General features: G+C 72.2%; 17 protein-coding genes. 11 read left to right on the top strand and 6 right to left on the bottom strand.

Going from position 1 to position 21,272, the window contains the following annotated elements; genetic code table 11:
- The first annotated feature begins 45 nt into the window (after positions 1-45).
- The 4 genes from ACIBJC_RS01995 (at position 46) to ACIBJC_RS01980 (ending at position 4,424) form a co-directional block, all read left to right on the top strand.
- On the top strand, positions 46-1,092 hold the full coding sequence (locus tag ACIBJC_RS01995; protein ID WP_399286395.1) for a LacI family DNA-binding transcriptional regulator: 1,047 nt from the start codon (positions 46-48) through the stop codon (positions 1,090-1,092).
- A 107-nt stretch (positions 1,093-1,199) separates the two neighbouring features.
- A complete protein-coding gene (locus ACIBJC_RS01990; RefSeq protein WP_399286392.1) occupies positions 1,200-1,481 on the top strand; it encodes a hypothetical protein in 282 nt (93 codons plus the stop codon).
- Between the two features lie 182 nt (positions 1,482-1,663).
- A complete protein-coding gene (locus ACIBJC_RS01985; protein WP_399286390.1) occupies positions 1,664-2,854 on the top strand; it encodes a thiolase family protein in 1,191 nt (396 codons plus the stop codon).
- A 133-nt stretch (positions 2,855-2,987) separates the two neighbouring features.
- Positions 2,988-4,424: a benzaldehyde dehydrogenase gene (locus ACIBJC_RS01980; RefSeq protein WP_399286387.1), complete on the top strand. Its 1,437-nt coding sequence runs from the start codon at positions 2,988-2,990 to the stop codon at positions 4,422-4,424.
- 109 nt (positions 4,425-4,533) lie between these two features.
- On the opposite strand, the gene trxA is transcribed toward ACIBJC_RS01980, so the two are convergent.
- Positions 4,534-4,914, bottom strand: a complete 381-nt coding sequence (trxA, locus tag ACIBJC_RS01975) for a thioredoxin (protein ID WP_329826508.1) — start codon at positions 4,912-4,914, stop codon at positions 4,534-4,536.
- Between the two features lie 136 nt (positions 4,915-5,050).
- Here trxA and ACIBJC_RS01970 point away from each other — a divergent pair, with 136 nt between their 5' ends.
- Positions 5,051-6,484 carry a dihydrolipoyl dehydrogenase family protein gene (locus ACIBJC_RS01970; protein ID WP_399286384.1) on the top strand — a complete coding sequence of 478 codons (1,434 nt, stop codon included), beginning with the start codon at positions 5,051-5,053 and terminating at the stop codon, positions 6,482-6,484.
- A gap of 137 nt (positions 6,485-6,621) precedes the next feature.
- A complete protein-coding gene (locus ACIBJC_RS01965) occupies positions 6,622-9,954 on the top strand; it encodes a glycoside hydrolase family 2 TIM barrel-domain containing protein (protein WP_399286381.1) in 3,333 nt (1,110 codons plus the stop codon).
- 76 nt (positions 9,955-10,030) lie between these two features.
- On the opposite strand, the gene manD is transcribed toward ACIBJC_RS01965, so the two are convergent.
- The 3 genes from manD to ACIBJC_RS01950 all read right to left on the bottom strand — a co-directional run bounded on the left by manD (position 10,031) and on the right by ACIBJC_RS01950 (position 14,418).
- On the bottom strand, positions 10,031-11,245 hold the full coding sequence (manD, locus tag ACIBJC_RS01960; protein ID WP_399286378.1) for a D-mannonate dehydratase ManD: 1,215 nt from the start codon (positions 11,243-11,245) through the stop codon (positions 10,031-10,033).
- Between the two features lie 65 nt (positions 11,246-11,310).
- Complete coding sequence (locus ACIBJC_RS01955) at positions 11,311-12,864, bottom strand: mannitol dehydrogenase family protein (protein ID WP_399286376.1); 1,554 nt, start codon at positions 12,862-12,864, stop codon at positions 11,311-11,313.
- 351 nt (positions 12,865-13,215) lie between these two features.
- Complete coding sequence (locus tag ACIBJC_RS01950) at positions 13,216-14,418, bottom strand: ROK family transcriptional regulator (RefSeq protein ID WP_399286373.1); 1,203 nt, start codon at positions 14,416-14,418, stop codon at positions 13,216-13,218.
- 112 nt (positions 14,419-14,530) lie between these two features.
- Between ACIBJC_RS01950 and ACIBJC_RS01945 the strand changes: the two genes are divergently transcribed.
- The 5 genes from ACIBJC_RS01945 to ACIBJC_RS01925 all read left to right on the top strand — a co-directional run bounded on the left by ACIBJC_RS01945 (position 14,531) and on the right by ACIBJC_RS01925 (position 20,637).
- Positions 14,531-15,451: an ROK family protein gene (locus ACIBJC_RS01945; protein WP_399286370.1), complete on the top strand. Its 921-nt coding sequence runs from the start codon at positions 14,531-14,533 to the stop codon at positions 15,449-15,451.
- Positions 15,452-15,598: 147 nt separating this feature from the next.
- Positions 15,599-16,846 carry an ABC transporter substrate-binding protein gene (locus tag ACIBJC_RS01940; RefSeq protein WP_399286367.1) on the top strand — a complete coding sequence of 416 codons (1,248 nt, stop codon included), beginning with the start codon at positions 15,599-15,601 and terminating at the stop codon, positions 16,844-16,846.
- A gap of 137 nt (positions 16,847-16,983) precedes the next feature.
- The gene (locus tag ACIBJC_RS01935; protein ID WP_399288049.1) at positions 16,984-17,799 is read left to right on the top strand and encodes a carbohydrate ABC transporter permease; all 816 of its coding nucleotides are present in this window, start codon (positions 16,984-16,986) and stop codon (positions 17,797-17,799) included.
- Positions 17,796-18,812, top strand: coding sequence for a carbohydrate ABC transporter permease (locus tag ACIBJC_RS01930; RefSeq protein ID WP_399286364.1), 1,017 nt, complete (start codon positions 17,796-17,798; stop codon positions 18,810-18,812). The genes ACIBJC_RS01935 and ACIBJC_RS01930 overlap by 4 nt, the downstream gene beginning before the upstream one ends.
- A gap of 28 nt (positions 18,813-18,840) precedes the next feature.
- The gene (locus ACIBJC_RS01925) at positions 18,841-20,637 is read left to right on the top strand and encodes a hypothetical protein (RefSeq protein ID WP_399286361.1); all 1,797 of its coding nucleotides are present in this window, start codon (positions 18,841-18,843) and stop codon (positions 20,635-20,637) included.
- Here the strand turns inward: ACIBJC_RS01925 and ACIBJC_RS01920 are convergent.
- Complete coding sequence (locus ACIBJC_RS01920) at positions 20,623-20,856, bottom strand: hypothetical protein (RefSeq protein WP_399286358.1); 234 nt, start codon at positions 20,854-20,856, stop codon at positions 20,623-20,625. The genes ACIBJC_RS01925 and ACIBJC_RS01920 overlap by 15 nt on opposite strands.
- On the bottom strand, positions 20,853-21,269 hold the full coding sequence (locus tag ACIBJC_RS01915) for an ATP-binding cassette domain-containing protein (protein WP_399286355.1): 417 nt from the start codon (positions 21,267-21,269) through the stop codon (positions 20,853-20,855). The genes ACIBJC_RS01920 and ACIBJC_RS01915 overlap by 4 nt, the downstream gene beginning before the upstream one ends.
- Positions 21,270-21,272: the final 3 nt, after the last annotated feature.

Genomic DNA, 21,272 nt, shown 5'->3' with positions numbered 1-21,272 from the left:
GCCGGGTGCCCCGCCGGGGGCCGTTCTGGCAGGATGCCGGGTGCGATGAGCCAGCCCACCGAGCACTCCGCCGACCGAGCCGCCCCGGCGGCCGGGCCCCTGCCGACCAGTTCCGATGTCGCACGGCTGGCGGGGGTGTCCCGGGCCACCGTCTCGTACGTGCTCAACGGCATCACCGCCGTACGGATCAGCGAACCCACCCGGCTGCGGGTCAGGGAGGCGGCCGAGCGGCTCGGGTACGTGCCGCACGCCGCCGCCCGCAGCCTGCGCGCCGGACACACCCGGACGGTGCTGCTGCCCACCGGCCATGTCCCCGTGGGCCCGCTCTACAGCCGGATCTTCGAAGAGTTCCAGCGGGCGCTGCGCCGGCTCGGCTACACGGTGGTGCAGTACGGCGGCCTCGGCCTGGACGCGGCGGGCGCGGCCCGCGCCTGGGCCGAACTGCGGCCCGTCGCCGTGGTCTCGCTCGGCGAGACGCTCCTCACCCCGGAGGCGGTGGACCTGCTCAAGAGGTCAGGGGCCCGGGCCGTGATCACGCTCGGCTCGCAGCGGATCGCGGGCGCGCACGCGCTGGTCATGGACCAGCGGACCATCGGCGGCCGGGCGGTCGCCCATCTCGTCGCACGCGGGCGCCGCGCGATCGGGGTGGTGATGCCGCGGGAACCGGGCCTGGAGCTGTACGCCGCCCCGCGCCTCGCGGGCGCCCGCGCCGCGGCCCTGGATCCGGGCGGCGCCGTCCGCGTCACGCCGCTGCCCCTGGCGTACACGGAGGAGTCCGCCGCCGCCCTCGCGGCCCGCTGGCGCGGTCTCGGCCTCGACGCCGTCTTCGCGTACAACGACGAGTACGCGATGCTTCTGATGCGGGCCCTCCAGGACGAGGGGATCGGCGTACCGGCCCAGACCGCGGTGATCGGCGCCGACGATCTGCTGCTCGGGCGGCTGCTGCGCCCCCGGCTCTCCACGATCCGTGTCGACATGGCGACCGGGCCGCGGCTGGCCCAGCTCGTCGACCGCGCGGTCCGCGACCCGGAGGCCGAACCGGAGCGCCATGACCTGATGGGGGCGCGGGTCGTCCACCGCGAGTCGAGCTGACGGGCCGGTGGAGGTCTTTCGCGCGGCCACGCGACGTGCGGCGGCCACGCGAGGTGCGGCGGCCACGCGAGGTGCGGTGGCCCGGCCGGATGGCTAGCGTCGGCGGTATGACTACTGTTCCGCGCCGCTTCGAGCTTCTGCTGGTCGCCGAGTTCACCGAGGAGCACGAGGGGCCGCCCTGGGCGGAGAACGCCCTGCGCTCGGCCGTGGTCGAGGCGACGGGCGACACCGGGGCCTCCGGTTATCCGCGGTACGCGGGTAACGGGATGGAGGCGGACATCGACCCCGAGACCCGCACCGTGGAGGCGCTGCTGGTCGACGGGGACGAGCTGGACTACGGGCTGTCGGTGCGGGTGGTCGCCGTACCGCCGGACCAGGCCCCTGCCTGATTCCCGCGGCTTCTCTCCGCCCCTTGACGCCCTTTGACGGCCCTTGGCGCCCCCGTGACGGCCGTTGACAGCGGTCGGCGGCGGGCAGAGACTCTGACGGTCGCCGTTATGAACCAAAGTTCACCAGGCGAACAGCCGCCGAGGTGGCGGGCGTGCGCCAGGGGAGAGAAGCCGGAGATCCGATGAGCATTCGCGACGTCTACATCGTCGACGCCGTCCGTACCCCGATCGGCAGGTTCGGGGGCGCCCTCTCCTCCGTACGCCCCGACGACCTCGCCGCCCATGTGGTGAAGGCGCTGGTGGACCGCTCGCCCGACCTCGACCCGGCCAGGATCGACGACGTGGTCCTCGGGGACGCCAACGGTGCGGGCGAGGACAACCGCGACGTGGCGCGGATGGCCGTGCTGCTCGCCGGACTCCCCGTCTCCGTCCCGGGCGTGACCGTCAACCGGCTCTGCGGCTCCGGCCTCGAAGCGGTCATCCAGGCCGCCCGCGCGGTGGCCCTCGGCGACGCCTCCGTCGTCGTGGCGGGCGGCGTCGAGTCCATGTCGCGCGCCCCGTGGGTGCTCCAGAAACCGGAACGCGCCTTCCCGGCCGGCCACCAGCAGCTCCACTCGACCACCCTGGGCTGGCGCATGACCAACCCGAGGATGCCCGCTCAGTGGAGCGTGCCGCTCGGCGAGGGCGCCGAACTGATCGCGGACCAGCACGCCATCGGCCGCGAACAGCAGGACGCCTTCGCCCTCGCCAGCCACCGCAAGGCCGCCGACGCCTGGGCGGCCGGACTGTACGACGGCGAGGTCGTCCCGTACGACGGGGTGGAACTCACCCGGGACGAATGCGTCCGCGACACCACGTCCATGGAGGCGCTCGCCAAGCTGAAGCCGTCGTTCCGCAAGGACGGCACCGGGACGGTGACGGCGGGCAACGCCTCACCCCTCAACGACGGCGCCGCCGCCCTGCTCCTCGTCGACGAGGACGGCCTGCGCGAGACCGGCCGCGAACCGCTCGCCCGGATCCGCGCCTCCGCGGTCACCGGCATCGAGCCGCAGCTCTTCGGCCTCGGCCCGGTCGAGGCCGTCCGGCGCGCCCTGGGCAAGGCCGGCCGCACCTTCGCCGACCTCACCACCTTCGAGCTGAACGAGGCGTTCGCCGCCCAGTCGCTGGGCTGCCTCGCCGAGTGGCCCGAGCTGGACCCGGCCCTCGTCAACCCGCGCGGCGGCGCCCTCGCGATCGGCCATCCGCTGGGCGCCTCCGGGGCCCGGCTCGCCGGATCCGTCGCCCACCAGCTCGCCGCGGCCGGCTCGGGCACGGGGCTCGCCGCGCTCTGCATCGGGGTGGGCCAGGGGCTCGCGCTCGTCCTCGAACGCTGACCACGACGCCAACTCCCGCCAGAGGAAACGGAGTTCGGCCGAAGGTGGCGGGACGCCGTGTTCGCGGAACCCGCCGCCACGGCCCCGGATCCGCTGTACCGTACCCGATCATCCGAGCCACTGGAGAGCCTCCATGACTTTGCTCGACCCCAAGACCTGGCAGCCCGTCGGACTGTCGGGAGGTGAGTCCGCGGTCGTGGAGCCCGCGACCGGCGACGTCCTGGGCACGATCGCCCTCGCCTCTCCCGAGGACGTCGCCGCCGCCGCGGAAGCCGCCGAGGCGGCGCAGCGGGCCTGGTCGGCCACCCCGCACCTGGTACGGGCCGGGGTGCTGCGGCGCGCGGGCGACCTGTTCGCCGCGCACGCCGACGAACTGCGCGACTGGCTGATACGGGAGTCAGGGGCCGTCCCCGGCAAGGCGGGCTTCGAACTGCACGTCGCCGCGCAGGAGTGCTACGAGGCCGCGGCGCTCGCCTCCCGCCCCACCGGCCAGGTGCTGCCCAGCGAGGAGCCCCGGCTCTCCTACACCCGCCGGGTCCCGGCCGGTGTCGTCGGCGTCATCGCCCCGTTCAACGCCCCGCTGATCCTCTCCATCCGGTCGGTCGCCCCGGCCCTGGCCCTCGGCAACGCGGTGCTGCTCAAGCCGGACCCGCGCACCGCCGTCTGCGGCGGCCTCTCGCTCGCCGCCGTCCTCGCGGAGGCCGGACTGCCGGAGGGGCTGCTGCACATCCTGCCCGGCGGCGCCGAGACCGGACAGGCGCTGGTCGCGGACGCGCGGGTGCCGGTGATCTCCTTCACCGGCTCCACGGCGGCCGGGCGCGTGGTCGGCCGGGCGGCGGGCGGCGCCCTCAAACGCGCCCATCTCGAACTCGGCGGCAACTCCGCCCTCGTCGTCCTGGAAGACGCCGACATCGAGGCCGCCGTCGCCCAGGCGTCCTGGGGATCCTTCTTCCACCAGGGCCAGATCTGCATGACCACCGGACGCCACCTCGTCCACGCCTCGCTGTACGAGGAGTACGTGGAGCGGCTGGCCGCCAAGGCCGAGTCGCTGGCCGTGGGGGACCCGTACCGTGAGCAGGTCCATCTCGGCCCGATCATCGACGCGGCCCAACTGGCCAAGATCGACGCCCTGGTGGAGGCGAGCGCGGCGCGCGGGGCCAGGGTCGTCGCGGGCGGTACCCACCGCGACCTCTTCTACCGGCCCACGGTCCTCGCCGACGCCGACGACCACACTCCCGCCTATACGGAGGAGGTCTTCGGCCCCGTCGCACCCGTACGCCCGTTCACCAGCCTGGACGAGGCCGCCTCGCTCGCGGCGGCGGGCCCGTACGGCCTCTCCCTGGGCATCGTCACCCGGGACACGGCGCTCGGCCTGGAGCTGGCGGACCGTATCCCCACCGGGATCGCCCACATCAACGACCAGACCGTCAGCGACGAGGCGGTCGCGCCCTTCGGCGGTGTCGCCGCGTCGGGAACGGGCGCGCGCTTCGGCGGCGAGGCCAACCTGGAGGCGTTCACGGAGCTGCGCTGGACGACCGTACGACGCGAACCGGCGGGGCACCCCTTCTAGCCGTTTCGGCCTTCCCGGCCTCTTCGGCTCTCAGCCTTCCGGCGAGTGCCCTCGGGGCCGGTGCGCCGGGGCCAGGGCTGCCCCTGGCCCCGGCGCCCTCGACCCGGGGTCAGCCCTCGTCCGCGCCCTTCGCCTCGGCCTCCGCCACCGACTTGCGCACCTCGTCCATGTCGAGCGCGCGCGCCTGGCCGATCACGTCCTCCAGGGCGGTCTCGGGCAGCGCGCCCGGCTGGGCGAAGACCGCGACATTGTCCCGGACGATCATCAGCGTCGGGATCGAACGGATCTCGAAGGCCGCGGCCAGCTCCTGCTGGGCCTCCGTGTCGACCTTGGCGAAGACCAGATCGTCGTGACGCTCCGACGCCTTCTCGTAGACCGGGGCGAACTGGCGGCACGGACCGCACCAGGAAGCCCAGAAATCGATCAGGATGAAGTCGTTCTCCGACACCGTCCGGTCGAAGTTCTCCTTGGTGAGTTCCACTGTGGCCATGGCCTGGTACCTCTTCCTGCTCTCCGGGTGAAGCCGCCTGCGACAACGGTCCGTGCCGTCGCCGTATTCCTGATACCCCGGGCCCCTGCCCGGTGATCGTGTGGCCATGCGGCCCACTCACCTCCAGACTGGCCCCATGACTGAAGCGGTGGAGTACGACGTGGTGGTCCTGGGCGCGGGCCCGGTCGGGGAGAACGTCGCCGACCGGGCCAGGTCGGCCGGGTTGAACGTGGCGGTGGTGGAGAGCGAACTCGTCGGCGGTGAGTGCTCGTACTGGGCCTGCATCCCCAGCAAGGCGCTGCTGCGCCCGGCCCTCGCGCGCGCCGAGGCGCGCAGGGTGCCGGGGCTGAGCGAGTCGGCCCGGGGTCCGCTGGACGCCGCGGCCGTGCTCGCGCACCGCGACTACTTCACGTCGCACTGGAAGGACGACGGCCAGGTCGGCTGGTTGGAGGGGACCGGCGCGGTCCTGTACCGCGGCCACGGCCGACTGGACGGCCCCCGGCGGGTGACGGTGACGGGCCCCGACGGTGCCGGGCGGACGCTGACGGCGCGGCACGCCGTCGCCGTCTGCACCGGCAGCCGGGCCGTCCTGCCCGAACTGCCCGGACTCGACGGGGCCGGCGCGTGGACCAGCCGGGAGGCCACCAGCTCCCCGACCGTCCCGGCGCGGCTCGTGGTCGTCGGCGGCGGCGTGGTGGGCATGGAGATGGCGACCGCGTGGCGGGCGCTCGGCTCGGAGGTCACCGTGCTGATCCGGGGCGGCGGACCGCTCCCGCGGATGGAGCCGTTCGTGGGCGAGCTGGTCACCGAGGCGCTCACCGAGGCGGGCGCCACCGTCCGTACGGGCGTGTCGGTCGCCGCGGTCGAACGCGACGGCAGGACCGGGCCCGTCACCGCCGTGCTGGCGGACGGCGAGCGGATCGAGGCCGACGAGATCCTCTTCGCCACCGGTCGCGCCCCGCGCACCGACGACCTCGGACTGAAGACGGTCGGCCTGGAGCCGGGCTCGTGGCTGACGGTCGACGACACCTGTCTGGTGGAGGGGAGCGACTGGCTGTACGCGGTCGGCGACGTCAACCACCGCGCGCTCCTCACCCATCAGGGCAAGTACCAGGCCCGCACGGCGGGCGCCGCCATCGCCGCGCGGGCCAAGGGCGCCACGGTGTCCGCCTCGGACGCGTGGAGCGACCACACCGCCACCGCCGACCACACCGCCGTCCCCCAGGTCGTCTTCACGGACCCGGAGGTGGCCGCGGTCGGTCTCAGCCTCGCGGAGGCCGAGGCGGCGGGCCACCGGGTCCACGCGGTCGACTACGACCTCTCCGGCGTCTCGGGCGCGGCCCTGTACGCCGACGGCTACCGCGGGCGCGCCCGTATGGTCGTCGACCTGGACCGGGAGATCCTGCGCGGTGTGACCTTCGCCGGCCCGGGGGTCGGCGAGATGCTGCACTCCGCGACCATCGCGGTGGTCGGTGAGGTCCCGATCGACCGGCTGTGGCACGCCGTTCCCTCGTTCCCCACGATCAGCGAGATCTGGCTGCGGCTGCTGGAGACGTACCGCGACCGGTGAGCTGACACCGGGGACGGCACGGCCCACCCGGCCCGGGCTCGGGCCCGGTGGGCCGAAAGTCGGCCATCGGGCCTTGTGTGGTGGGTGGTTCGGTCGGAAGCTGGTGGTTCTTGTCGCCTTCCGTTCGGAGCCGCCGGATGAGTGCAGACCGATCGAACGACCTCGCCCAGAACCTCCCGTACGGTGCCGGGCCTCGCCGCCGGGCCCTCCTCGCCGCCGGGGCCGCCGGCCTCGCGGGCTGGTCCGTGTTCACCTCGCAGAAGCGCGCGTTCGCCACGGAGAGCACCACGAGCACCACCAGTACCCCGAGCGCCGTACCCGCCGACGGTACGGAGTGGGACGCGAACCCGCGGGTCTTCCAGGTGAACCGGGAGGACCACCGGGCCCGGCTCGTACCGTACGCGGGGATCGCCGACGCCCTGCGCGGCGACCTGACCCGCTCGCCCTACTACCGTTCCCTGAACGGCACATGGCGCTTCCACTGGGCCAAGAACCCGGAGAGGCGCCCCGTCGGCTTCCACGCCCCCGACTTCGACGACAGCGGCTGGGACCGTATCCCCGTCCCGTCCAACTGGGAGATGAAGGGCTACCCGGAGCCGATCTACCTCAACATCAAATACCCGTGGGTCGGATACGAGACCCCCGAACCCCCGGACATTCCCAAAGAGTTCAACCCTGTCGGTTCCTACCGCCGGGTCTTCACCGTGCCACGTTCCTGGGACGGGCGGCGCACCCTGCTCTCCTTCCAGGGGGTGAAGTCCGCGTTCTTCGTCTGGGTGAACGGCGAGCGCGTCGGCTACAGCGAGGACAGCTACACCCCCGCCGAGTTCGACATCACCGAGCGGCTGCGCCCCGGCCGCAACACCCTGGCGGTGGAGGTCTTCCGCTGGTCCGACGGCAGTTGGCTGGAGGACCAGGACATGATCGACCTGTCCGGGATCTTCCGGGACGTCTATCTGTACGCGACCCCGACCGTGCGGGTGCAGGACCTCTTCGCGCACACCGCGCTGGACGCGGCCTACCGGGACGCCGTGCTCACCCTCGACGTCACCGTACGGAACCTGGCCCCGGGCCGCCCGGCCGGGCACCGGCTCACCGCCACGCTGTACGACGCGAAGGGGCGCCGCGTACGGTGCGGGCCGCTCGAAGGCGATGTCGCGTTCGGCGGCGAGGGCACGAAGAGGGGCCCGGGTGCGAAGGGCGGCGGGGACGTGGCCGTCACTCTCGAAGCGGCCGTCCCGTCCCCCGCGCTCTGGTCGGCGGAGGCGCCGCACCTCTACACACTCGTCGTGACCCTCGCGGACGAGGCGGGCCGGGCCGTCGACATCCAGCGCACCAGGATCGGATTCCGCCAAGTGGAGTACGGGCCCGGCCGGTTCACGGTCAACGGCGCGCCCGTCATGCTCCGGGGCACCAACCGTCACGAGAGCGACCCGGACCACGGTCAGGCGGTGCGCGAGGAGCGGATGGTCCAGGACATCGTCCTGATGAAGCGGCACAACATCAACGCCGTGCGCACCTCGCACTACCCCAACCACCCGCGCTGGCTGGAGCTGTGCGACGAGTACGGCCTGTACGTGATCGACGAGGCGAACCTGGAGACCCACGGGGTGCGCGACCGGGTGCCCGGCTCGCTGCCCGAGTGGACCGACGCCTGCCTCGACCGGATGCACGCGGTCGTCGAGCGCGACAAGAACCACGCCAGCGTCATCGTCTGGTCGCTCGGCAACGAGGCGGGCCAGGGCTCCAACTTCCGTGCCATGGCGGAGTGGACGCACGGCCGTGACCCCTCGCGGCCGGTGCACTACGAGGGCATGAACGCCGTCGCCGACCTGCACAGCGAGATGTACACGAGCCCGGCCGGCGTCGAGGCGTACGGCAGGTCGGGCAACCCCAAGCCGTATCTGCTGTGCGAGTACAACCACTCGATGGGCAACAGCGGCGGCAATGTGCGGGAGTACTGGGACGTCCTCGAACGCTACCCCAACCTGCACGGAGCCTTCGTCTGGGACTGGGTCGACCAGGCGATCCGGCTGCCGGTGCCCGGGGACCCGAAACGTACCTACCTGTCGTTCGGGGGCGACTGGAAGCCCGGATATCCGACGGACGGCAACTTCTCCTGCAACGGTCTGGTCGACGCGGACCGCTCCGTCCACCCCGGGCTGCTGGAGATCAAGCAGATGTACCAGCCGGTCGGTATCACCGCGGGTGAGCTGTCCGGGGACACGGCAGGCGGCACGGTGCGCGTCCACAACAAGCAGCTCTTCACCGGTCTGGAGGCGTACGAGCTCCGCTGGACGCTCACCCGCGACGGCGAGCGGATCCAGCACGGCACCCTGCCCGCGCCGGACGTGGCACCGGGCGCCACCGGGACCGTACACATCCCGTTCCGCGCCCCGGGGCCGTCCGCGCCCGGCGCGGAACACTGGCTGAACCTGGCGTTCGTGCTGCGCGAGAAGACCGACTGGGCCGGGGCCGGACACACGGTGGCCGCCGAGCAGTTGGCCCTGGAGCGGCGGACGGCGGCGGTTCCCGCCCCGGGCCCCTCGGCGTCCCGGCGTCCGCTGCCCGATCTCCAACTCAGCGAATCGGCGGGCGAGATCAGGGTGAGCGGCCGGAACGTGGAGGTCGTCCTCGACAAGGCGGCCGGCACCCTCTCCGCGTACCGCTTCCGGGGCAAACCGCTGCTCACCGCCGGGCCCGTGCCCAACTTCTGGCGCGCGCCCACCGACAACGACATCGGACGCGGCGCCCAGAACACCGCGAAGACCTGGCGGGACGCGGGCGCGCGCCGTACCGTGACCTCCGTGACCGCCCGGCACTCCGCACCGGGGGAGGTCACCATCGAGATCGGCGCCACCCTGCCCACCGCTCCGGCGGTCTCCGACTGGCACACGGTGCTCACCGTGCGCGGCGACGCGGAGCTGCGGATCAGACACACCCTGCGGGCGCCCGCGGGACTGCCCGATCTGCCCATGGTGGGCGTCCTGTTGACCGTTCCCGCCGGATTCGAGCGGATCGACTGGTACGGACGCGGCCCGCACGAGAACTACTGGGACCGCAAGTCCGCCGCGTTCGTGGGCCGTTACCGCTCCACGGTCGACGACCAGCCGCCGCCGTACGTCCGCCCGCAGCAGATGGGCAACATGACGGACGTGCGCCATCTCGCGCTGACCGACCGCACCGGCGACGGCCTGTTCGTGGCCGCCGATCCGGCGCCCGGCGAACCCCTGCTGGAGACCAGCGCCCTGCATTACGCGCCGTCCGACCTGGACGGGCCCCGGCACCCGTACGAACTGACCCGGCGCCCCGAGACGGTGCTCGGCGTCAACCACCGGCAGACCGGGGTGGGCGGCATCAACTCCTGGGGCGCCGCCCCGCTGGAGCAGTACCTCCTGCACGCGGGCCGCGCCTACACGTACGCCTACCGGCTGCGGCCCGCCGCCCTGCCCCGCGTCCAGGAGGAGTGAGAGCGGAACCCGTGGCGCCACGAGGGGCGGGTCCGTGTGCGGACCCGCCCCTCGCGGCGGGGGAGAGCCGCCGCCGTCACCAGTCGTGGACGCTGCCGTCGCGCAGCCGGTTCACGGGCAGGTACTTGCGGTTGTACGGGAAGCGGGCGGCGGCCTTCTCGTCGAAGTCGACGCCGATCCCGGGCCGGTCACCGGGGTGCATCAGACCGTCCTCGAACCGCCACGACGTCTGGAACACCTCCTCGTACGGGCTGAGATGGCTCATGTACTCCTGCATGCCGAAGTTGGCCACGGAGAGGTCGACATGGAGCGCGGCGGCGAAGGAGACGGGCGAGAGGTCGCCCGCGCCGTGCGAGCCGGTACGCACCCCGTACAGCTCCGCCAGGGAGAAGATCTTGCGGAGGTGGCTGATCCCGCCGGCGTGCGACACCGACGTACGGATGTAGTCGATCAGCCGGCCCGTGATGAGGTGCTGGCAGTCCCAGATGCTGTTGAAGATCTCGCCGACCGCCAGCGGGGTCGTGGTGTGCTGGCGGATGAGACGGAAGGCGTCCTGGTCCTCGGCGGGGGTGGGGTCCTCGATCCAGAACATCCGGTACGGCTCCAGGGACTTGCCCAGGCGCGCCGCCTCGATCGGGGAGAGCCGGTGGTGCACGTCGTGCAGGAGCTGGAAGCCGTAGCCGAACCGTTCCCGGACCGCGGCCATGTAGGTGGGCACGAAGTCGAGGTAGGCGCCGGTGTCCCAGTTCTCCTCGCTCGGCAGGCTCCCGTCGGCCGGCTCGTAGGTGACCCCGTCACCCTTGCGCATGCCGTACACGCGCTCCAGTCCGGGCACCGCGGCCTGCGCCCGGACCGCGCGGAAGCCGCGGCCGAGGAAGCGGTCCACGTCGTCGAGGAGCTGGGGGATGTCGTTGCCGCTGGCGTGGCCGTAGACGGTGACGCCGTCCCGGGCCGCGCCGCCGAGCAACTGGTAGACGGGGAGCCCGGCGACCTTGCCCTTGATGTCCCACAGCGCCACGTCGACGGCGGCGATCGCGGTCATGGTGACCGGTCCGCGACGCCAGTAGGCGCCCTTGTAGAGGTACTGCCAGATCTGCTCGATCCGGTCCGCGTCCTGCCCGATCAGGGTGGGGCAGACATGGTCGCTGAGGTAGGAGGCCACCGACAGCTCGCGGCCGTTGAGGGTGGCGTCGCCGATGCCCGTCACGCCGTCGGACGTGGTCAGTTTCAGGGTGACGTAGTTGCGTCCAGGGCTGGTGACGAACACCTGGGCGTCGACGATGGTGGCCATGCGGGCGGCCCGCCTTTCTGGGTGTGTGGGTGGAGGAGTCGGGTGTGCGGATGGGGAAGAGGCGTTCAGGAAGGGGGAGTCGGGGCTCCGCGCAGCGCGGCGTCCAGGGTGGCGCGGGCGCCGTGCCGGTCCAGGTCCCGTGCGTGGGCGGCGACCCGGTCGGTGAACTCCCGCCACCCCGCGACGGGTTCGGGCAGGAGGTCGCCCGCCTCCACCACCAGTCGCGCCGCGGCGCCGGGTTCACCGGCGCGGTCCGCCAGCTCGCGCAGCCTGGGCGTGGCGTCGTCCCGTACGGCGCCGAGGGCCCGCTCGTCGTAGGCGTCCTCGCCCCGCGTGACGACCCGGACGTACGCGGCCACACCGAGCGCCAGCACATCGGGCACCGTGCCGGAGGCGAGGTGGTGGGCGAGCGGTCCCGCCCAGCGCACCGGGATCTTCAGCGAGCCGTCGGTGGCGACCTGCGCGGTGCGGTGGCCCAGCGCCGGGTTGGCGAAGCGTTCGAGGAGTTCCCCGATGTACTCGGCGCCGTCCACACCGTCCGGCACGTCGAGGCTCGGCAGGATCTCCCGGGTCATGGCGTGCCGTACCGCGGCGCCGAGGACCGGGTCGGTGACCGCGCGGTCGACGGAGGCGTGGCCGAGCAGCAGTCCGAGGTAGGCGAGCAGGGAGTGGGCGCCGTTGAGGAGCCGTAGCTTCATCGTCTCGTAGCCCGCGACCTCGGGCGTGAGGATCGCGCCGGCCTTCTCCCAGGCGGGCCGCCCGGCGCGGAAGTCGTCCTGGAGGACCCACAGCCGGTACGGCTCGGCCGGCACGGGTACCGCGTCGCGCACCCCGAAGCGGCGGGTGACCAGGGCGCGGTGCGCGTCGGTGGTGGCGGGCGCGATGCGGTCGACCATGCTGCTGGGGGTCGACACGGAGGCGGCGAGGTAGGCGGCCAGCTCCTCGCGCTCACCGGACGGCAGGGCCGCCGCGAACTCGTCCAGCAGCCGCCGCAGCCTGCTGCCGTTGTCCATCAGGTTGTCGCAGGTCAGTACGGTCAGCGGGGCGGCGTGGGTGCGTACCCGGCGCTGCAGACCGCGCAGCAGCAGGCCGAGCGGGGAGCGCGGGGCGGCCTCGCCGGTGAGGTCCGCGGCGACGCGCGGGTCGTCCAGGTCCAGGCCGCCGGACGGGGTGAAGGTGTACCCCTTCTCCGTGACGGTCAGGGTGACGATCCGGGTGCCGGCCGCGCCGATGGCGTCCACCACGGCCTCGGCCTGGTCCCCGCCGAGCAGCCCCGCGTGGTGCACGCCGGGGACGTCCGCCCGTACGGAGCCGTCGCCGTCCAGCGTGAGGACGGTGTAGAGCTCGTCCTGGGCGGTCATGCCCTCCACGACGGTCCTGGAGCGCTGTGTCGGCCCGGTGACCACCCCGGTGATGCCCCAGGGGCCTTCCGCGTGCCGGAGCGCCTCCGCGGTGTAGACGGCCTGGTGGGCCCGGTGGAAGTTGCCGAGCCCGAGATGGACGATGCCCCGTTCCGGAGCGGTGCGGGGACGGGCCAGGCCGGGTACGGGAAGCCGGGAGCGGGAGAGCGGCGGCGCGCTCGGCTTCGGGCTCCGGCTCTGGCTCGGGTCGGTGTTCACGCGGGGCTCCTCGATGGGTCTCGCCGACGGGGTGGACGCCGGTCCGTCGCGGCGCCCTCGATCTCCGGCGAGGACTACCATACAAGCCTTGTATGGTAGGGGCAACGGTGGTGTCGGGAGGACGTGGGCACAGGCCCGGCGACCCCGACGGCTCCGGACGGGCGTGTATGGCGCGCCCGGCTCCGGACGGGCGTACGGCGCGCCCGGCTCCGGACCGTACGCCGCGCCCGGCTCCGGACGGTACGGCGCGCCCGGCTCCGGACCGTACGGCGCGCCCGGCCGGTCGGCCCTGGCGCGCCCCGTGCGCCCGGTCGCCCCCGGCCCCTACGGCGCGCCCCGGCCCGCGCCGCCTCAGCCGTTGGCGAAGCGCCGCGCCAGGGCGATCTCCCGCGCCAGCTCGACCCCGGCCGCGACCCCGCCGTACAGGATTCCCCGGTCCCCGAGGAACGACGCCTCCAGCGCGGGCGGCTCGAACGGCAGGATCTGGGACAACCGCTCCTGGATGACCGGGACGTAGTCGCCGAGCCGGCGGCCCACGCCGCCGCCGAGGATGACCAGCGCCGGGTCCACCACGGTGATGACCGATGCCACCGTCAGGGCCAGCAGCCTGGCCTCCTCGGTCAGTACCGCACGGGCCCGCGGGTCGCCCGCCGCCGCGGCCGCCATCACCTCCTCGGCGGTCGTCGCGTGCACCAGCCCGTTCTTCCGCGCCGCGCCGACGATCGCGTCGGCCGCCGCCGCCGTCTCCAGCATGCCGCGCTCGCGCACCTCGGCGGGCAGCCCGCGCCGCGGCACCGGCAGCACCGGCATGAAGGCGATCTCGCCGGCCATGCCGCGCGTGCCGCGCAGCGGTCTGCCGTTCACCATGATTCCGGCGCCGACCCCCGAACCGACGTGCAGATAGACGAAGTTGTCGACGTCCTGGCCCAGCCCCCTCGTCCGCTCGCCGAGCGCGCCCAGGTCCACGTCGTTCTCGAAGCGGACGGCGCCCGCCTCCGTGAAGAACTCGCGGAGCCTCCTGACATGCAGGGAGTACCCCCATCCCGGCAGGTTCGAGGCCAGCCGGAAGGACTCCTCCCCGGCGTCGTAGACCCCCGGGCTGCCCACGACGACCTGGAGGAGGTCCGACATCGCCAGCGACCGCTCGGTGAGGACGGACGACACCAACTCCTCGATGACGCCGACCAGTTCCTCCGCGTCCTGGGCGGAGGGAACCCGTACGTACCGCACGATGTCACCGGTGAGATCGGTCAGCGCCAGCCTGACCCAGCGCCGCCCGATGTCCAGCACGGCGACCCAGCCAGCGGTGGGTTCGGGGCCGAAGAGCTGCGGTGACCGGCCGGCCTGCCCCGTCCGCACCCCCAGCTTCCGCAGCAGCCCGTTGTCGATCAGCGCGGCGACCGCCGCGCTCACCGTGGGCTTCGACAGGCCCGACGCCGTGACGAGCTGCGGGATGGAGACGGATCCGGCCGCGTAGACGTGGTGGAAGACGGAGCGCTCGTTGAGGTGACGCATGTACGTCGTGCTGGTCGCGATCGGGGACGACTTCGGCAACGGACCCTCATTTCAGGTCGGACTGGTGGTCGTACTTCTGCTCTGCGGTCGGTGAAGGGGACATCGGTTGAACCTCTTGTTTATTTAGGAGGCTCCCTTACAATCATCGCTCATGAAAGCGCTTGCCATCTCGGGGCCCGTCGTGGCCGTCGACATCGGCGGAACCAAGACCGCGCTCCTCGTCGCCGACGCGGAGGACGGCTCGACGTGCCGTACCGACCGCATACCCACGCTCCCCGAGGAGGGCCCGCACCCCCTCTTCGCGCGGATCGCGGACACGGTGGACACCCTGCTCGGCCCCGGCGTGCACCGCGCGGACGTGACCGCCGTCGGGCTGGTCTGCCCGGGGATCGTCACCGGGACCGGCGTGCTGTACGCGCCCCACACACCGGGCTGGGAGGAACTGCGGGTGCGCCAGGTGGTCGCCACGCTCTTCCCCGAGGCCAGGATCGCCGTCATGAACGACGTCAAGGCGGCGGCGCTGGCCGAGGCCAGACAGGGCGGGCTGGCCGATGTCGGACACGGCATCTACCTCAACGTCGGGACCGGCCTCTCCTGCGCCCTGGTCGTCGGCGGAACGGTGCTGACCGGCGAGCACGGGGCCGCGGGCGAGATCGGCTACCAGGTCCTCGACCCGGCGGAGCCGGGCGTACGGGAGGGCAGGGCGCCCCTGGAGGAAGCCTTCTCCGGCGCGGCGCTGACCGCACTCGCCCGCGCCAGGGCGGGGGACGGCGCCACCGCGGGCACGGCGTTCCAACTGGCGGGCACCGAGGCCGCCTTCGGCGAGGAGATCGGCGGACGGATCGACAGGTTCGCCGCCGCCGTCGCCAATCTCGCTATCGCCTTCGACCCGGCGCGGATCGTCGTCGGCGGCGGAATGGCCCGGCACGACGAGGTGTTCACGGCGCTCACCGCGGCGCTGGAACGGCTCGTCCCCTTCCCGCCCGCACTGCTGCGCTCCCGCGGTTACGACGACGCGGCCCTCACCGGGGCGCTGATCGCGGCGCGGGAAGCGCTGAGCCCGGAGCCGTGAGGAGACGGCGGGGCGCACCGCCTCCCGCGGAGCCGTACCCCCGACACCACCACCACCCCACCCCCACAACCCCCTCGCCTCCGTCCGCACCGATGCCCGAGCCGAGGCAGAACCTGTGCTCGGTCGAGCGCAAAGAAAGTTGGCCGCATGCGAAAGAAGCTCATCCCGATAGCGACCGTCCTCTCGCTCGCCCTCACGGGCTGCGCGTTCGGCGGTGAGAGCAGCGCGGGGGGAGACTCCGACACCCTGAAGTTCTGGCTCTCCGGCGACGGGAACCAGGGTGGTGGGTTCGCCGCGATGGCGAAGGAGTACACCAAGGAGACCGGCGTCAAGATCGATGTCGTCGACATCCCCTACGACGATCTGCGCACCAAGCTGCGCAACGCCGCCCAGGCCAACGACCTGCCCGCGCTCGCCCGTGTGTCCTCGGTGGACCCCCTCTGGGCGGGCTCCCTGCTGGACCTGACCGCCACCGCCGAGAAGAACAAGGTCAAGGCGAACCTCCTGGCGAAGTCGTCGAAGGGAGAGATCAACGCGATCCCGACCGACCTGACGGCGGTCGGCCTGTTCATCAACAAGAGCCTCTTCGACAAGGCGAAGGTCCCCTACCCGAAGTCGGCCGCCGATCAGTGGACCTGGGACGAGTTCACCGCCTCCCTGAAGAAGGTCCAGCAGTCGGCGGGCGCCAAGTACGGCATGGTGATGGACGGTTCGAGCCACCGGCTGCGCTCCTTCCTCTACCAGCACGGCAGCAACGGCTTCGGTCCGGACGCGAGCGGGAAGTACGCCGCGAACCCGCAGACCACCACCGCCCTGGAACGCTTCAAGGCGATGAACGACGACAAGCTGATGCCCCGCTCCGTCTGGCTCTCCGGGGACGACGCCAACGCCCTGTTCAAGAGCGGCCGGGTCGCCGCGTACTACTCGGGCGTCTGGCAGATCACCGACTTCTCCCAGAACATCAAGGACTTCGAGTGGAAGTCCGTCCTGATGCCGAAGCAGCCCGTACGCGCCACGAACCTCGGCACCAACTACCTCGTCGGATTCGACGGCCCGGCCGCCGAGAAGACGTCGAAGTTCATCGACTGGCTGTACACCCCGGAGAACTACCGGAAGCTCTGCGAGATCTCCGGCTTCCTCCCGGTCGAGGACGGCACCGACGTGAAGTACGCCGCCGACAAGGAGGCCTTCGACGTCTACAACGACGAGATCGCCGAGTCCGCCCCGATCGACTCCCTCCAGATGCGCAGCGAACTGACCGCGGCCTACGAGGGCAAGGGCTCCACCGACGACCCGATCAGGGACGAGACCGTCAAGTACCTGAACGGCGACCAGGACGTGAGGACGACCGTCTCCGCCATCGAGAAGGCGTTCACCGAGCAGGCCGGCGGCTGAGGATGAAGCCGACGTCGGCGGCGGCCGTCGCGGAACGCCGCCCCAGCAGCCCACCACCGCTTCCCGCGGCGCCCCGCCGACGACGGCGGGGCCGCTACACCCTGGCACCGCTCGTGCTCGCCGCGGTCAACATCGTGATGTTCCTCCTGTTCTTCGTCTGGCCGGGCGCGCTCGGACTGCTCTACTCCTTCACCAACTACCGGGGTTTCGGACAGCCGGACTTCGTCGGGTTCGACAACTACCGCACCCTGTTCGAGGACGCGGACTTCTACGCGGCCCTGGGACGGACGGCGGTGTACGTCGTGCTGTCCGTCCCCCTCACCTATGTCCTCTCGCTGCTCGTCGCCGTACTGCTCGTCAGCCGGTTCGCCCGTGGCACGACCGTCGCCAAGGTCGTCTTCTTCTTCCCGTGGCTGATCTCCCCGATCGTCACGGGTGTGATCTGGCGCTGGCTCTTCGGAGAGAACTTCGGCTTCGTCAACTTCGTCCTCGGCACGATCGGCGTCTCGGACGTCCAGTGGTCCTCGGACGGGGATCTCGCGCTCGCCGTGGTGGTCCTCGCCACGGCGTGGGGAGGCACCGCGTTCAACATGCTGCTGTTCATCGCGGCCCTGAAGAACGTACCGACGTCGTACTACGAGGCGGCCGAGTTGGACGGCGCCAACGGCTGGGAGCGGTTCCGCCACATCACCCTGCCGGCGATCGCCCCGACCTCCTTCATGGTGATCCTGCTGTCGACGATCAACGCCACCAAGGAATTCGCCATGGTCCAGGCGCTCAACGGCGGCGGTCCCGGCACCGACAACCGCCTGATCGTGCAGTACATCTACGAGACCGGGTTCAAAAAGGCCGAGGTCGGCTACGCCAGCGCCGTCTCCATGGTGCTGATGGCGATCCTGCTGGTGGTCGCGCTGGTGCAGATGCGTATCGGCCGAGGGCGGGGAGCCTCATGAAGGACAACGGCCTCATGAAGGACGACGGCCTCATGAAGGACGACGGCCTCATGAAGGACGACGGCCTCATAAAAGACAACGGCGTCATGAAGGACGACGGAACGACGCTCACGAAGGGGCCCTCGAACGGCCCCGGCGCACCGGACGGCCCCGACGCGCCCCGCGCGCCCGCGGCCCGGTCGGACCGGAGCGGCGGGAACGGCACCCGTACGGTCGCCGTCACCCTCGTCCTGTGGGCGCTGGCCGCCTGCTTCGCGTTCCCGGTGGTGTGGTTCGTCCTCAGCGCCTTCAAACCGGGCAGCGAACTCTTCAGCTATCCGCTCTCCGTCCTGCCCCGCGACTGGACGGTCCAGGGCTTCGCCGACGCCTGGCAGCGCATCCACTTCGCCCGCTACTTCGGCAACACCCTGCTCGTCGCGTCCATCACGACCGTCCTCACCGTCCTCGCCAGCGCCGGTACCGGGTACGCCCTCGCGAAGTACTCCGCCCGCTGGATCAGGATCTTCTTCGTCTGTGTCCTGGCGACGACGATGCTGCCCACCGAGGTCATCCTCACCCCGTCCTTCGCCGTCGTACGCGAACTCGGGCTGTACGACTCCCTCGCCGGGATCATCGTCCCGTCGATCATCACCGCGACCGGCATCTTCATGTTCCGCCAGTTCTTCATGACCGTCCCCGACGAGATCCTGGAGGCGGCGCGCATCGACGGCGCGAGCGAGATCGGCATCTTCGTGAGGATCATGCTGCCGATCGCCCGGCCGATCGTGGTGACCCTGGCGATCTTCTCCTTCCAATGGCGCTGGAACGACTACATCTGGCCGCTGATCGTGCTCGGCGACCAGAAGCGCTTCACCCTCCAGGTCGCGCTGCGCAACCTCATCGGCGCGCAGAACATCGACTGGCCGGTGCTGATCGCCGCGTCCGTCATCTCGCTGCTGCCCCTGCTGGTGATGTTCCTGGTGTTCCAGCGCTACGTCATGAACGCCGACATCAACGCGGGCCTGAAAGACTGAGAACGAGCCGAGGACTGTGAACCACCCGATGACCCGACAGCACACCCAGGCGCCGCCGCCCCGCACCGATCTGCCCTTCGTGGACCGCCTGGTGGCGCCGCTCGACCGGTACGTGCCCGAACTGCGCGCCGCGCTCGCGGACGGCGCGTACGACACCGCCCAGCACCGCGCCCTCGCGAGCGGTGTCAAAGCGCTCCTCACCGCGTATCTGAGCCCGCGCTCCCGCTGGCACGCCGACCCCGAACTCCTGCCTCCCGCGCAGCGGTTGCTCGACCAGCTCGCCACGCTCCAGGGGGCGGACGGACTCTTCGGCGGTGACAACCTCGCCTCGCCGCCCGACTCGTCGTTCACCATCAACGACGTCTGTATCGCCACCCGGCTGATCGACACGCACGCCGACTCCGCCGATTCCCCCGGCGGTACGGGGCCGGCCGACCCGCGCTCAGGACTGGCCGACCTGCGCTCGGGACTGGCCGCGATCCGGCGCGCCGTGACGCCGGCGCTGCTGAGCGGCGGGGTGCACACACCGAACCACCGGTGGGAGCTGTGCGCGGCCCTCGCCCGGCTCCACCGCATCGACCCCGACCCGCGGCTGCCCGCCCGCGTCGACCAGTGGCTCGCGGAGGGGATCGACCTCCAGCCGGACGGCATGTACTCCGAACGCAGCCCGCTCTACGCCGCGCATGTGACGAACCCGTCGCTCATCGCCGTCGCTGACGCCCTCGACCGTCCCGCGCTGCTCGATCCCGTACGGCGCAACCTCGACGCCTTCGCGGGCCTCTTCGACGAGGACGGCACGGTGGAGTCCGTGCACTCCCGGCGCCAGGACCAGCGCGGCCGTTTCGACGGGGCCGGATTCCTCCTCCCGTACCGCCGTTTCGCCGTACGGGAGCGGCGCGGCGACTACGCGGCGATCGTCACCGGGATCCTCGCGCGCCCCATCGGCGCGGAACTCGCCGCCGACGCCCTCGCGGAGATCCTGCTCGACCCCACCCTCGCGCAGCCCCTGCCCGTGCCCCCGGCGGCCGGGCCCGCCGACCCGCGGACGGTCCTCGCCGAATCCGGCCTGGCCAGGTGGCGTACGGGACGCCGCACCGTCACCGTCTTCGGCGGCGGTGACAACGCCCGCTTCCCCGACATCGCCTCGGGCCTCGCCACCAACCCCACCTTCCTGAGGTTCCGGCAGGGCGCCGCCGTCCTCGACGCGGTCCGGCTGTCGGCGAACTTCTTCGGCCTCGGCCCCTTCCGCGGCGAGTCCCTGCGGGTGGCGGACGACGGCCGCTGCTCGCTCACCCGGACCACCACCGCCCACTTCTACCAGCCGTTGCCCGAGGAGCGGCTCCGCACCGGTGGCGGATACCGACTGGGTGGCGAGGGACGCTTCTTCGCCGCCATGGACTTCGCGCACCGCCCCGCCGACGAGCACCGGCTGCGTATCGACGCCGAGATCGTACCGACCGGATCCGGGGTGGACGTACGGCTCGACCTGACCGGCGTCCCGACCTCCTTCGTCCTCGAACTCACCTTCCGGACCGGGGGAGTTCTCACCGGCGCCCGCCCCCTGCCGGAGAGCGAGGCCTTCGAACTGGTCGACGGCGTCGGCAGCTACACCGTGGGCGAGGACACCATCCGCTTCGGACCCGGCAACGGTACGGGGCCCGCGCAGCCGGCCCACTTCGACGACGGCGAGCGCTTCACCTACCTGGGCGCGCGCGACCCCGCACCGGGCACCCGGGTCCGTGTCACCGGGCGGGTCCCCGGCGTCTACACGCTGACGCTCACGGGAGAGGGCGCCTCCGGGGAGTCCTCCTCACCCGCCCGGTGATCCCGCCTCCGGCGCGGTGGCCCCCCGTACCGACCGGCCCACCTCGGAGCGCAGTTCGGTGAACTCCGGCAGCCGGCGGGTGGCGATCCGGTCCCGCTCCGCCGGGAGGTGTACGGGCAGATCGGCGCGGACGCGGCCGGGGCCCGGCGCCAGGACGACGACACGGTCGCCCACGTACACGCTCTCGTCGATGTCATGGGTGACCAGCAGGACCGTCATGCCCGCCGCGCGGCGCCGGCCAGCCCGACCTGCTCCAGCATGCGGGCCGCCGCGGTGTGGCGCTCGGCCCGGCCGAGGCCGTGGCGGCGCAGCGGGAGCGCCACGTTGTCCCGTACGGACAGCCACGGGAAGAGCGAGCGGCTGTAGTCCTGGAAGACGATCCCGAGCCGCTCGGGCACACCGTCGACGGGGACACCGTCCAGGGTGATCCGGCCCGAGGTCGACCGGACGAGTCCGGCGACACACCGCAGCAGTGTGGACTTGCCGCATCCGGAGGGCCCCACGATGGTGAGCAACTGCCCTTTCGGATCGGTGAGTTCGATGTCCCGGAGCGCTTCGGTCCCGTCGTCGGCGGAGGCGGACCCGCCCGCCCCGGCGCCGTAGCGGTGGCCGAGTCCTTCGATACGCAGCATGCG

This window comes from Streptomyces sp. NPDC050509, from assembly GCF_044457965.1.
Lineage (GTDB): Bacteria > Actinomycetota > Actinomycetes > Streptomycetales > Streptomycetaceae > Streptomyces.
This window is presented reverse-complemented; position numbering and strand designations above follow the sequence as displayed.

Coding starts and splice junctions, on each gene's coding strand:
- ACIBJC_RS01925 (WP_399286361.1), top strand. CDS start 18,841: ATGACCCGACAGCACACCCAGGCGCCGCCGCCCCGCACCGATCTGCCC.
- ACIBJC_RS01935 (WP_399288049.1), top strand. CDS start 16,984: ATGTTCCTCCTGTTCTTCGTCTGGCCGGGCGCGCTCGGACTGCTCTAC.
- ACIBJC_RS01930 (WP_399286364.1), top strand. CDS start 17,796: ATGAAGGACAACGGCCTCATGAAGGACGACGGCCTCATGAAGGACGAC.
- manD (WP_399286378.1), bottom strand. CDS start 11,245: ATGGCCACCATCGTCGACGCCCAGGTGTTCGTCACCAGCCCTGGACGC.
- ACIBJC_RS01965 (WP_399286381.1), top strand. CDS start 6,622: ATGAGTGCAGACCGATCGAACGACCTCGCCCAGAACCTCCCGTACGGT.
- ACIBJC_RS01970 (WP_399286384.1), top strand. CDS start 5,051: ATGACTGAAGCGGTGGAGTACGACGTGGTGGTCCTGGGCGCGGGCCCG.
- ACIBJC_RS01990 (WP_399286392.1), top strand. CDS start 1,200: ATGACTACTGTTCCGCGCCGCTTCGAGCTTCTGCTGGTCGCCGAGTTC.
- ACIBJC_RS01940 (WP_399286367.1), top strand. CDS start 15,599: ATGCGAAAGAAGCTCATCCCGATAGCGACCGTCCTCTCGCTCGCCCTC.
- ACIBJC_RS01945 (WP_399286370.1), top strand. CDS start 14,531: ATGAAAGCGCTTGCCATCTCGGGGCCCGTCGTGGCCGTCGACATCGGC.
- ACIBJC_RS01915 (WP_399286355.1), bottom strand. CDS start 21,269: ATGCTGCGTATCGAAGGACTCGGCCACCGCTACGGCGCCGGGGCGGGC.
- ACIBJC_RS01980 (WP_399286387.1), top strand. CDS start 2,988: ATGACTTTGCTCGACCCCAAGACCTGGCAGCCCGTCGGACTGTCGGGA.
- ACIBJC_RS01920 (WP_399286358.1), bottom strand. CDS start 20,856: ATGACGGTCCTGCTGGTCACCCATGACATCGACGAGAGCGTGTACGTG.
- ACIBJC_RS01995 (WP_399286395.1), top strand. CDS start 46: ATGAGCCAGCCCACCGAGCACTCCGCCGACCGAGCCGCCCCGGCGGCC.
- ACIBJC_RS01985 (WP_399286390.1), top strand. CDS start 1,664: ATGAGCATTCGCGACGTCTACATCGTCGACGCCGTCCGTACCCCGATC.
- trxA (WP_329826508.1), bottom strand. CDS start 4,914: ATGGCCACAGTGGAACTCACCAAGGAGAACTTCGACCGGACGGTGTCG.